The organism is Limnohabitans sp. Rim8 (genome assembly GCF_945869175.1).
GTDB lineage: Bacteria > Pseudomonadota > Gammaproteobacteria > Burkholderiales > Burkholderiaceae_C > Limnohabitans_A.
On the sequence record NZ_CAMBNZ010000091.1, the window covers coordinates 1 to 11,489 of the forward strand.

The window sequence follows — 11,489 nt, forward strand, 5'->3', positions numbered from 1 at the left end:
AGGGCCCAACCAAGACACCCTGAGCCAGCGCTTTGTGCACGCTGGCGTGGGTCACGGCGGTGTGCGAGGCTTGGTGCGCAAGACCTGTTTGTCCGGCGAATGGGGGCGTGAAATGGCTTACGCCCACAGCGGTGCGGCCGCAGCACCCGGCCCGGGCATGACCAGTTTGGTCGCCAAACGATCCGGGGCCACATTGGCTCTGGACCTGCGCGATGCCCAAGGACAGCCCCGCCACACCCGATTGCAGATCTTGCACCATGGCGAAGCCTCGGGCACCACACGGCTGGCCATCAGCGTGGACGGTCAAGCCGAATCGGAACTGTCCCTGTCCCCGCAGGCCGGCCCCCATGCAGTGGCGTTGAGCACCGATGTCCCCTTGTCCACCTTGCAGATTCGTGTGCTTGAGGGGGCCTTTCGATTTCAAGGCCTCAAGCTGGCAGAACCGGCATCGCCGACCGCTCTGCACCTGGACTTGTTCGCCTACCCCGGGGCCACAGTGGCAGGTTGGGTGCGCAGTGATCTGCCCTCCCTGGCCACTTGGTTCACGGACCAAACTTATGATTTGAGCCTGATCGCCTTTGGCACCAACGAAGGCAACGACCCGCGTTTCAGTGAAACGGCTTACCGAGACACGCTGAACAAAGCCTTGGGCAACTTCCGCCAAGTTTTTCCTCAAACACAGTGCGTGCTGATCGGTCCCGGAGACCGGGGTATTCGGGTGGTCAAGTCCAAAACCACCAAAAAAACCAAAGCCAAAAAGGGCAGCAAAAAACCGGCGATCGACTTGCTGAAATTCAGCCGCATTCATGCGCAAATCGCTCAGATCCAGTCCGAGCTGGCAGCGCAACACGGTTGTCTGTCCTGGCGCATGCAAGAGGCCATGGGTGGGGTGGGCAGCGCCTACGCCTGGGCGCGCAAAAGCCCTCCCCTGATGGCCCCCGACCTGATCCACTTCACCCCCGCCGGTTACCGTGAACTGGCCAAGCGCTTCATGGCCGACATGGACCTGACCGCGCCATGAGCACTCTGGCCCGTTTGCCCGGCCTTGATGGCTTGCGCGGCGTGGCCGTGCTGGCGGTCATGGGCTACCACCTGAACCTGGGCCACTTTTTGCCCGCCGGTTTTTTAGGGGTAGATATTTTCTTCACGGTGTCGGGCTTCATCATCACCGCGCTGTTGTTACAAGAACACGCGCGAACAGGTCGGATCGACTTTGCAGCGTTTTACATGCGCCGTGCACGCCGCCTGTTTCCAGCAGCCTTGGTCATGTTGTTGGCCGTGGTGGCCCTCACGCCGTTGTTGTCGCCTGCTGCGCTGTCGCGCTTGGTCGAAGACCTGCCTGCCGCATTTTTGTACCTGTCCAACTGGTGGCAAATCGTGGCGCAGCAGTCGTATTTCGAAGCCATCGAACACCCCAGACTGCTGCAGCACCTGTGGTCATTGGCCGTAGAAGAGCAGTACTACCTGCTGTGGCCGCTTCTGTTTGTGTGGCTGTTGCGCCCATTCGGCAAAACTGGTTTGGGACTGGCTGCCGGTTTCATCGCAGTGGCCAGCACGGCCTGGATGGCTTGGTTGTTCATCACACACATCGACGGCGGCGATCCCAGCCGGGTTTACTTGGGGACGGACACGCATTTGATGGGATTGCTGACCGGTTCGGCCTTGGCCGCTTGGTGGAACCCATGGAAACTGCGTCTGAGCTCACCTGCCAGGGACGAGGCGCTGAATGTGTTGGGCACGGCGGCCCTGGCTGCACTGGTCTGGGCCATGGCCGAAACCCACGAAGGCATGGCCGGGCTCTACCAAGGTGGTTTTTTGTTGGTCGCTGTGATGGTTGGCGTGATGGTGGTGGCCGCCACTTGTGAGGGCACTTGGGTGGCCTGGATGTTGTCCACACGGCCCATGCTGTGGCTTGGCAAGCGGTCTTATTCCTTGTACCTCTGGCATTGGCCGGTCGTGGTCTGGCTGGCGCCGTCTTCGCAGGCTGACGCGCTGGAGCTGACCTGGGTCAACGCAGCCCGATTGGCCCTCACGCTGGTCTGCGCGGAGGCGTCTTACCGTTGGGTCGAAAAGCCTTGGGCTGCGGGTTCGTCCCCATGGGGACCTGGCACGCGGATCGTGGGGGGGGCATTGGTCTTGGCCAACGTCGGTGTTTTGAGTTTCACGACACAGTTGGGGACCACAGCGACCACCCAGCCCCAAGACAAAATCCATGCGACCCACCCTGTTGCCAGCCAACGGGTTCCCCCGCCAACCGCCATGGCTGCCGTCGAAGCTTCACTGCCCGCTGCCACACTGCCATCCCAGGGCTCTGGCGTCTCTTACCAACAGGTGACGTTGGTGGGTGACTCGGTGTTGCTGGGCGCTGGCCCCTATTTGCTGCGCCGTTTACCTGCCGCCCGCGTCGAGGCCAAGGTGGGGCGTCAAGGCAGCGATGGTCTGAAACTGGTCAAAAGCCTGCGCGAACAATCTCAGTTGGGCGATGCAGCGGTCATCCATTTGGGCACCAATGGTTATTTGGGCGAGCAACAGTTTCGGGGCTTGCTCGAGCAACTGGCCGACCGCAAAACGGTGGTGGTGCTGAACGTCTACGGTGCACGGCGTTGGATCGGACCCAACAACGCCTTGATTGCCAGAGTCAGCGAAAACTTTGACAACGTGCGCTTGGTGGACTGGCATGCCATTGGCCAAAACAACCCGGCTTACTTTGTACAAGACGGCATACACTTATCGGGCAGCGGCATCCATGCTTATTACAACCAGATCCGAATCGCCCTCGGTCAGCCCGAGGTGATGCTGACGGGCCCTTCGCTGCGGCAACTCAAACGCCCGGAACTGCCCTTGCCGTCCCAACCCACCATGGGATCCCTTGCTGGACCGCCCACACCATCACCCGCTTCATCCAAAGCACCCTCTGCTGCAACGATGACATCGCCCATGAACGAGACAGACAAGGCTGCGACCTCGGCAAGTTCATCATCCCCTTCTGTGTCTCCGCCGGATCAACCGGGGTCACCCGAGAACTGATCGGATGGCATGCAGTCAGGGCCGGGGTATGGGAAGTGGATTGGCCGATCCGAGTTCGGCGTAAGGAGACTGGCGCCACTGGCGAAGCCCCACCACCGTCGCCCCCTGTCCACCGGGCAGCGTGTTGAGCGCACTGTTCATGATGCCCATGGCCGCTTCTGAAGTGCTCTGCCCTCCTTGCCGCATGCTGAGCATTTGCGCTGTGGTGGGCAAGGTGTTCATCGGCATAGAAGGGACCGGCAAGGTCAATGCTGCCACGGCGGGCGGCGCAGTCCCTTGCAGACGCTGGGTCTTTTCGATCATCGAGCCCAGCACACTCGCGTAGTTGGGTGCGGTGGCGTAACCCGCTTTTTGCAAGGCACTGGCAAAGGCTTGTGGATCGCCCAAATGGCGCATGGCGGGGGCATAACGCGGACTTTGGCTGATCAGTCGGGCATAGTCGTTGAAAGACTCTTCGTAACTGCCATAGGCACGGAACTGGCCCCGCACTTTTTGCGCGCTGCCGTTCACAAATTCGGTGGTCCAGACCTCCGCCACCGGCCCTTTCCAGTTGCCCCCAGCGCGGATGCCAAACAGGTTGTGCGAAGTGCGGCCGTCTTCGAATCGGATCTCGTGTTGGCCCCAGCCTGTTTCCAGCGCGGCCTGCGCCACCATAAAAGTGGCAGGAATGCCACTGGTGGCTTGGGTCTGTCGGGCGGCCTGGCCATGCTGGGCTAAAAATGCACGCTGCCCCTCAGAATGGGCGCTGGCGCGAGGGGATGGGAGCGCTGGGCTCAAGGGGCTGGACTGGGCTGAGGCGAAGGGCTTGACGGAGGTGTCCGGGCTCAGTACTTCGGCCATGGCCAAGGGCTGCGCCGATGACAAATCAATCCTTTGCTCAGGGTAAATCAAGTTGGCGTTGGGGATGCCATTGTCAGCGGCCACCTTCAAAGCCACACGGTACAACTGCTCGCCCGAGAGCTTCAACGCAGCGTTCGTGTCTTGCAAACGCTTTTGAATCAAGCCGCTCAAGGTGTCCCCAGATCGGACTTTGACCACATCACCCTGGGGCTTGAGCTTGGACAAAGCCTGCGAAAAAGCCGCGCCTTGCAATGCAGAGGGATGACCCGAACGCGCAGGCGCACCCGTTGGGCGCTCCGAAGAATCGGACGCCGCGGGGGCAAAGGGCGTGGCAAGCAAGGTCATGGCTTCATTTTTGGTCGGTACAGAGGTTCACTGAGCCTCAAAATTGACGGTTATTCCACAGTTTCAAAATTAAAAGCAATTTTCGCGCCATAAATTGAACTCACAATGACACTGGATGGAGACACCCCGCTGACCCGCCACCGTTGCCAGATGTTAAAAACACGGGCCAGGCTATTTGAACGGAACCCTTTTTTGATCAATGTCCTTTTCAGATGCGCCATCGCCCTTGCTGGTGCCTGCGGGTCGGTCAGCGCCCTCGCTGCACCCGATCTGGCCTTGTTGCGCCTGTCAGGTCAAAAAGATCCGGCCGAATTCAAATGCCCATCTCTCAAATCAAGGCCATCGGCAGAGCGTGCCACAGCCGAGAGGGCGAGCCAAGTCGAAGGGGATGTCCAATCCGGGGCGCTTGCGCCAGGGCCCCAGGTCAACGCCCAACCCAACGCTCTTAAAATTGGCCTGTGGGGCGACAGCCACACCGCCTCGGGAACCTTTGCCGACAACATGCTGGAGGCCCTGCGCCTGCCAGTGGCTCAAACCCACCCCAGCTTTTTGGCCCCTACATTCGGTCTGAAGGGCGTTCGCCAGCCGTTGCGCCGGGCTTGCTTGAGCGACGACTGGCAATTGGCGATGGCCTACCGCACCCCCAAAGAAGGGCCAGAAAATTACGCCAAGTCTTTGAGCGCCATCCACACCGAACAAGCAGGTGCGTTCCTGTGGCTGGACTTTCGCTACCCAGACCCCCGAACCCGCCTGAAATGGGCCGACATTCACCTGGCCAAGGATCCTGCAGATCGGGGTCTGGTCTTGGGTGTCACCGTCGATGACGGTATCGAGTCCATCGTCCAATTCACCCCAGGCAGCAGACCGCGCCTGCGGGTGCAATCCGAACAGCCTTTTGCCACGCTCAAGTTGCGGGTGGTGGCTGGTGCCATGCGCATCGATGGCATTGCACCGGTGTACGAGGGCAAAACCCAAGTCATCTTGGATGTGTTCAGCATCCCCGGAGCCACGGCCAAAGGCTGGCGGGTGGTCAGCCCCGCCCACCTGCGCCGGGAAGACCCGCTGGCCCATGGCTATGACGTGGTCATTTTGCAATCGGGCACCAATGAGTCGCTGGACCCGGACTTCAAGGTCGGCTTGTATGAGCAACAAATCAGCGCCAGCCTTAGCCAACTCAAGGCCGCCTACCCCCGGGCACGCTGCATTTTGATCGGCCCACCCGATGCCCAGAGGTCATCCAACACCCTGCGCCTGATCAACGACAGCCAATACCGCTTGGCCGTTGCCAAAGGTTGCGCCCACTGGCACTGGCAAAAAGCCATGGGCGGTCCAGGCGCTGCGCAGCGCTGGCAGGCCAAAGGCTGGATGCAAGCCGACCTGCTGCACTTGACCCCAGAGGGTTACGCGCAAAGTGCTCGCAGTTTCGTGAGCGTGGTGCCGATCAAGCCTCGGTAAACAGGTGTGGTCGTTTCTCGGTGATCAGTCTTTGCCCTGCCTGGAAGCCTTGATTTTGGATTGCATGGCTTTGCCTTCCAGCCGCCTTTTGACAGAGCCGTAAGTTGGCTTAGTGGCTTTGCGGGCTTTGGGGGGCTTGGTGTACAAGTCCAGCGTTTCGTACAACCTGGCCCAAGCGTCCAGCCGGTTCGCTTCTTGGGTGCGGTGGCGTTGGGCCTTGAGGATGAACTCGCCTTCTTGCGTCAAGCGGCTGTCTCCCGACGCCAGCCAACGCTGCTTGACGTCATCGGGCAAGCCAGAGTTCGCCACATCAAAGCGCAACTGGATCGCGGTGGAGACTTTGTTGACGTTTTGCCCACCCGGACCTTGCGCCCGGATGGCGGTCAGCTCGACTTCGGCGTCATCGATGTGCAGGGCATGCTTCATTCTGTGCAGCATCTGCACTAATGCAGCGGACCCTTTAGGTTTTCCGGCACAGGCAGGGGCATGACATCAATGCCTTCGTCGATCAGTGCTTCGGTTTCTTCGCGGGTGGCCTGACCACGGATATGGCGCTCTTGGCGTTCGCCATAATGAATTTTGCGCGCCTCTTGCGCAAACTGCGAGCCCACATCTTCGGTGTTGGCCAAGACGTGGCGAACCATTTTCATCATGGCTGCCTGCATCTGTTGCAAGGTGTCAGTGTTCATCGCAGGGTCTGCGCTGTGGGCCGGCAAGCTGGGCTCTGGGCTCGGCGCCGCAGCAGGCCAATTGGCGGCACCGTTGCTTGCATCGCGAGGCGCAACGGGCGCTTGAGCAGCGTCTGGTGCGACACCATGACCCAAATTGAGGCGAGGGGCCGAGAGTTTTTTGAGGATGTCGCTGTCCTGGCACACCGGACAGGTCACCAAGCCTCTGGCACGCTGGCTGTCGTAATCGTCTTGCGAGCCAAACCAACCTTCAAAGCTGTGGCCTTGCGCGCATTGAAGGTCCAGGACTTTCATGGTGCAGTCTTGTCAGCCCAAGCTTTGCCAAACCAAGGGCCATTGGCCCGACAAAGTGTTTTGCAACCACAGCGCACCCGTCAGGGTTTTGGCATCGGTCACTTGGCCGCTCTGACACCAAGCCATCAACGCCTCTGGGGTGGCGGTGAAGACGTCCAAAAACTCCTCCGAATCCAGCCGGCGTTCACCCAAAGTCAGGTCTTTGGCAAACCAAATTTCAATGACTTCCGTGGAATAGGCGATCACCGGGTGCAACACCCCTGCCCTCGCCCACTGGCGAGCGGTGTAACCGGTTTCTTCTTTCAATTCGCGCTGAGCGCAAAGCCAGGTGTCTTCTCCGGGGTCCAGCTTGCCTGCCGGAAATTCAATCATCACCTGGCCCACAGGGTAGCGGTACTGCCGCTCGAGCACCAGCTGCAGGCCTTGGGGCGTTTCCAGCATGGGAATGACCATCACGGCACCGGGATGGACCACATACTCGCGGGTGGCCAAACTCTGGTTGGGCAAGCGCACGGTATCGCGAAAAGCGTGCAGAAAGTTGCCGTGCAACAAGGCCTCTTGGCTGACCTTGTGCTCGATCAAATGGGCATCGGTCATGGGCAATACCTCAGGCGCAGCGGGCAGCACCGGTCTCAATGCTGACGGTGCATGAGGTAGCGGTAAACGAAACCCGGGAAGGCCAAGGTCACAAACATGGTGCCCGTGACCGCATAAAACTCCCAGCCTTGCGGTGCAATTTGGCCACCATGGTTTTCCAGCGCCAAGCCCACCCCACCGACCACAAAGTACAGCAGCACCAACTCGGCCAGTCGCCAAAGCAGTGGTTTGGCCTCGCGGTGAGGACCCAAGAGCAAAATGCGCTGGTTGGCAAATGGCAAATTGGCAGCCAGGATCGCCAGCAAAACCAAGATCACAATTTGCAAAGACATCGACATGCGGGTCTGATCCGGTTACACGGCCAACATGCGGGCCACCGAGTTGGCGCACAGCGCCATCAATGCACCCGGGACAATCCCCAAAACCAAGACCAACAAACCGTTGATCGACAAGACCACGCGAACATCGGTGTCCGCAGACACGGTGGTGGCTGTGACGGGTTCGTCAAAATACATGACCTTGACGACGCGCAGGTAATAGAAAGCGCCAATCAGCGACATGATCACGGCAAAAATCGCCAAACCGATGTAGAAACTCTGGCCCGAAACGATCAGGGATTGCAGCACCGACAGCTTGGCATAGAAACCCACCATCGGCGGAATACCGGCCATGGAGAACAGGCAAATCGCCATCACTCCTGCATAAAGTGGGCTTCGCTGGTTCAAACCGGCCAGATCGGTGATTTCTTCGCTCTCAAAGCCTTGACGGGCCAGCAACATGATCACGCCAAAGCTGGCCAAAGTGGTCAACACATAAGACACCATGTAGAACATGGCCGAGCTGTAAGCATTGGCGGCCAAGGTGGTTTGGCCATTGACAACCCCGGCCACAAAACCGAGCAAGACAAAACCCATTTGCGCGATGGTCGAGTAAGCGAGCATGCGCTTGAGGTTGGTTTGGGCAATCGCCGCCAGGTTACCGATCAACAAAGAACCGATCGCCAAGACCGACAACATCTGCTGCCAATCAAACGCCAAGGGCAGCAAGCCTTCCACCAACAAACGGACCATGATGGCGAAAGCCGCCAACTTGGGGGCGCCACCGATCATCAATGTGGCTGCAGTGGGCGCGCCTTGGTAAACGTCGGGAATCCACATGTGGAATGGCACCGCGCCGATCTTGAACGCCAAGCCGGCCACGATGAACACCAAACCAAACACCAGGACTTGGTGGTTCACTTGGCCTGTGGCAATCGCCTTCATGACCTCAGACAGCTCCAGACTGCCGGTCGCACCGTACATCATGGACATGCCATACAGCAAGAAACCCGAGGCCATGGCACCCAACACAAAATACTTCATGGCCGCTTCTGTGGCTTGGGTGTGGTCACGGCGCAAAGCCACCAGGGCATAACTCGACAAGGTCAAGAGCTCCAGACCCAGGTAAATGACGATGAAGTTCTGGCCCGAGATCATGAAGCTCATGCCCAGCAAGGCGAACATGCTCAGGCTGAACAACTCACCACCACGCAACATGTCACGGTCGGCAGCATAGGGGCGCGAATAAACCAAGGTGACCATCACAGCGATGGTGGCAAAGCAGCGCAACCAGTGGCCCATCGGGTCACTCACCACCAAGCGGCCAAAACCGTAAAGGGTTTGGCCTGCGTCGGCATACATCGCGTGCAACAAAGCCACACCGCCCAATGACAACAAAGTCAAAGCATAGGTGGCTGTGCGCTTGGGGCTTTTCACGAAGAGGTCGACCAGTGCGATGACGCAGGCCATGACCAGCAACACGATCTCCGGATAAACCGTCATCCAGCTGGAGTTGTCCATCATGTGTGTTCTTTCAATTCTTCAAAACTGGCAATGCATGAGCCGTCCACGGCTCAAGGCAATTTGGATTGGGCCACGTGTTTGAGCAGGTCCAACACCGAGCTGTCCATCACATCGGTGAACGGTTTGGGATAAACGCCCATGTAGAGCACGGCAGCGGCCAACAAGGCCATCACCAAAAATTCTCGGGCATTGATGTCGGTCAAGGCTTTGACATCGTCGTTGGCCACAGGACCCAAATAAACCCGCTTGTACATCCACAGGGTGTAAGCAGCACCAAAAATCAAGGCCGAGGCAGAAAGCAAGCCCACCCAAAAGTTGAACTGCACGGCACCCAAGATGACCATCCACTCGCCCACAAAGCCGGCCGTGCCTGGCAAACCGCAGTTGGCCATGGCAAAGAACAACGCAAACGCTGCGAACTTGGGCATGGTGTTGACCACGCCACCGTAGCTGGCGATTTCACGCGAGTGCACACGGTCGTACAACACGCCAATGGACAAGAACATGGCGGCCGACACAAAGCCGTGCGCAATCATTTGCACGATGCCACCAGACACGCCCAGCGGGTTGAAAATGAAGAAGCCCAAGGTGACAAAACCCATGTGCGCCACAGACGAATAAGCCACCAGCTTTTTCATGTCTTGCTGCACCATGGCCACCAAACCGACATAGACCACGGCCACCAAGGACAGGACAATGATGAACATGCCCCACTCTTGGGCGGCATCCGGTGCGATGGGCATCGAAAAACGCAGGAAACCATAGGCACCGAGCTTGAGCATGATCGCCGCCAACACAGCAGAGCCCCCCGTAGGCGCCTCCACGTGCACATCGGGCAACCAAGTGTGCACAGGCCACATGGGGACTTTGACCGCAAACGCTGCAAAGAAGGCAAAGAACAGCAAGGTCTGTACCGGGTCCGACAAGGGCAGCTTGTGCCAAGTCAGAATATCAAAACTACCGCCGGAAGCGACATACAAATAGATCAGCGCAATCAGCATCAGCAAGGAGCCGAGCAAGGTGTACAAGAAGAACTTGAACGCGGCATAGATTTTGTTAGGACCACCCCAGATGCCAATGATCAGGTACATCGGGATCAGGGTCGCTTCAAAAAAGACGTAAAACAAAATCCCGTCGAGGGCACTGAAGACGCCGATCATCAAACCCGACAAGACCATGAAGGCGGCCATGTACTGGTTGACTTTGCGGGTGATGACTTCCCAGCCGGCAATCACCACAACCACGTTGATGAACGCCGTAAGCAAGACCAGCCACAGAGAGATGCCGTCCACCCCAAGGTGGTAATGCACATTGAAGCGCTCTATCCAGGATGCTTTTTCGACGAATTGCATGGCCGAGGTGCCCAGCTGAAACCCGGCATACAAGGGCAATGTGATCAAAAAACTGACGATCGAGCCGACGAGAGCCAACCAGCGCACAGCGCGGGCTTGGCTGTCACGACCGAGGGCCAGCAAGACAACACCGAAAGCAATCGGTGTCCAGATGGCAAGGCTTAACAATCCCATTTTTATCTTGTCCTCAAAACCGTTAAGCGAGCCAGACGAAATACGTCATCAGCACGAACACACCCAAAATCATGACCAAGGCGTAGTGGTATAGGAAACCGGACTGGAACCAGCGCACCACACCAGACACCAGGCCCACAACTTTCCAAGAACCGTTGACAAAGAAGCCATCGATGATGGCCCGATCGCCCACCTTCCACAGTCCCATGCCCAAACCACGCGCCCCTTTGGCCAGGATGTTCTCGTTTATCCAGTCCATGAAGTATTTGTTTTCCAAGACCACCACCAGCGGACGCAATGCGCTAGCAAAGAAGGCAGGCACTTTGGGATTGATCAAATACATGTACCAAGCGATGACCACACCAGCCAAAGCCAGCCAGAACGGTGCCGTGCTCAAGCCGTGCAGCGCCATGGCCACAGGACCATGGAACAGCTCACCGAGTTGCTTCATGGCGGGGTGCTTGACCGCGTCAATGAAAATCACATCTTTGAAGAAATCGCCGTACAACATGGGCTGGATGGTCATGAATCCAATGACCACCGAGGGAATGGCCAGCAAAACCAGCGGCACGGTGACCACCCAAGGCGACTCGTGGGGTTTGTCGTGGCCATGGTCGTCATGTCCGTGGTGGTCATCGTGACCATGGTGTGCGTCCGGGTTCTGGTCGTAACGCTCTTTGCCGTGGAAGACCAGAAAATACATGCGGAACGAATAGAAGGCGGTAACAAACACTCCCGCCAAGACCGCAAAGTTGGCAAAGCCAGCAGCAGGCAAATTGCTCAGGTGCACTGCCTCGATGATGCTGTCCTTGGAGTAAAAACCCGAGAACAAAGGCGTGCCGATCAGAGCCAACGAGCCCAGCAATGAGGTGATC

General features: G+C 58.4%; 10 protein-coding genes and 1 pseudogene. 3 read left to right on the forward strand and 8 right to left on the reverse strand.

What is annotated here, in order from left to right; translation table 11 throughout:
* The coding region (locus Q0O19_RS12170) for a hypothetical protein (protein ID WP_295523355.1) at positions 1 to 1,021 on the forward strand (1,021 nt) is incomplete at its 5' end.
* Positions 1,018 to 3,027, forward strand: coding sequence for an acyltransferase family protein (locus Q0O19_RS12175; protein WP_295523357.1), 2,010 nt, complete (start codon positions 1,018 to 1,020; stop codon positions 3,025 to 3,027). The genes Q0O19_RS12170 and Q0O19_RS12175, both read left to right, overlap by 4 nt.
* A gap of 15 nt (positions 3,028 to 3,042) precedes the next feature.
* Here Q0O19_RS12175 and flgJ read toward each other — a convergent pair whose 3' ends face one another.
* On the reverse strand, positions 3,043 to 4,212 hold the full coding sequence (flgJ, locus tag Q0O19_RS12180) for a flagellar assembly peptidoglycan hydrolase FlgJ (protein WP_295523359.1): 1,170 nt from the start codon (positions 4,210 to 4,212) through the stop codon (positions 3,043 to 3,045).
* Between the two features lie 192 nt (positions 4,213 to 4,404).
* Between flgJ and Q0O19_RS12185 the strand changes: the two genes are divergently transcribed.
* Positions 4,405 to 5,667 carry a GDSL-type esterase/lipase family protein gene (locus Q0O19_RS12185; RefSeq protein ID WP_295523361.1) on the forward strand — a complete coding sequence of 421 codons (1,263 nt, stop codon included), beginning with the start codon at positions 4,405 to 4,407 and terminating at the stop codon, positions 5,665 to 5,667.
* 24 nt (positions 5,668 to 5,691) lie between these two features.
* Here Q0O19_RS12185 and arfB read toward each other — a convergent pair whose 3' ends face one another.
* The 7 genes and pseudogenes from arfB to Q0O19_RS12220 form a co-directional block, all read right to left on the reverse strand.
* On the reverse strand, positions 5,692 to 6,093 hold the full coding sequence (arfB, locus tag Q0O19_RS12190) for an alternative ribosome rescue aminoacyl-tRNA hydrolase ArfB (RefSeq protein ID WP_295523363.1): 402 nt from the start codon (positions 6,091 to 6,093) through the stop codon (positions 5,692 to 5,694).
* Between the two features lie 17 nt (positions 6,094 to 6,110).
* Positions 6,111 to 6,650 (reverse strand): DUF1178 family protein, encoded by a 540-nt coding sequence (locus Q0O19_RS12195; RefSeq protein ID WP_295523365.1) that lies wholly within the window; start codon positions 6,648 to 6,650, stop codon positions 6,111 to 6,113.
* Positions 6,651 to 6,662: 12 nt separating this feature from the next.
* Entirely contained in the window at positions 6,663 to 7,247 is a 585-nt protein-coding gene (locus Q0O19_RS12200) for an NUDIX hydrolase (protein ID WP_295523367.1), read from the reverse strand.
* Positions 7,248 to 7,282: 35 nt separating this feature from the next.
* The gene (locus tag Q0O19_RS12205) at positions 7,283 to 7,585 is read right to left on the reverse strand and encodes a DUF2818 family protein (protein ID WP_295523369.1); all 303 of its coding nucleotides are present in this window, start codon (positions 7,583 to 7,585) and stop codon (positions 7,283 to 7,285) included.
* A 15-nt stretch (positions 7,586 to 7,600) separates the two neighbouring features.
* Positions 7,601 to 9,088, reverse strand: a complete 1,488-nt coding sequence (gene nuoN, locus Q0O19_RS12210) for an NADH-quinone oxidoreductase subunit NuoN (protein ID WP_295523371.1) — start codon at positions 9,086 to 9,088, stop codon at positions 7,601 to 7,603.
* 50 nt (positions 9,089 to 9,138) lie between these two features.
* Positions 9,139 to 10,614 carry an NADH-quinone oxidoreductase subunit M gene (locus tag Q0O19_RS12215; RefSeq protein WP_295523373.1) on the reverse strand — a complete coding sequence of 492 codons (1,476 nt, stop codon included), beginning with the start codon at positions 10,612 to 10,614 and terminating at the stop codon, positions 9,139 to 9,141.
* A 22-nt stretch (positions 10,615 to 10,636) separates the two neighbouring features.
* A pseudogene (locus tag Q0O19_RS12220) lies at positions 10,637 to 11,489 on the reverse strand (NADH-quinone oxidoreductase subunit L); the annotation flags it as partial.

What these genes read in the sequence shown, in the direction of transcription:
- Q0O19_RS12175 (WP_295523357.1), top strand. Translation starts at nt 1,018, where the DNA reads ATGAGCACTCTGGCCCGTTTGCCCGGCCTTGATGGCTTGCGCGGCGTG.
- flgJ (WP_295523359.1), bottom strand. Translation starts at nt 4,212, where the DNA reads ATGACCTTGCTTGCCACGCCCTTTGCCCCCGCGGCGTCCGATTCTTCG.
- arfB (WP_295523363.1), bottom strand. Translation starts at nt 6,093, where the DNA reads ATGAAGCATGCCCTGCACATCGATGACGCCGAAGTCGAGCTGACCGCC.
- Q0O19_RS12195 (WP_295523365.1), bottom strand. Translation starts at nt 6,650, where the DNA reads ATGAAAGTCCTGGACCTTCAATGCGCGCAAGGCCACAGCTTTGAAGGT.
- Q0O19_RS12200 (WP_295523367.1), bottom strand. Translation starts at nt 7,247, where the DNA reads ATGACCGATGCCCATTTGATCGAGCACAAGGTCAGCCAAGAGGCCTTG.
- Q0O19_RS12205 (WP_295523369.1), bottom strand. Translation starts at nt 7,585, where the DNA reads ATGTCGATGTCTTTGCAAATTGTGATCTTGGTTTTGCTGGCGATCCTG.
- nuoN (WP_295523371.1), bottom strand. Translation starts at nt 9,088, where the DNA reads ATGATGGACAACTCCAGCTGGATGACGGTTTATCCGGAGATCGTGTTG.
- Q0O19_RS12215 (WP_295523373.1), bottom strand. Translation starts at nt 10,614, where the DNA reads ATGGGATTGTTAAGCCTTGCCATCTGGACACCGATTGCTTTCGGTGTT.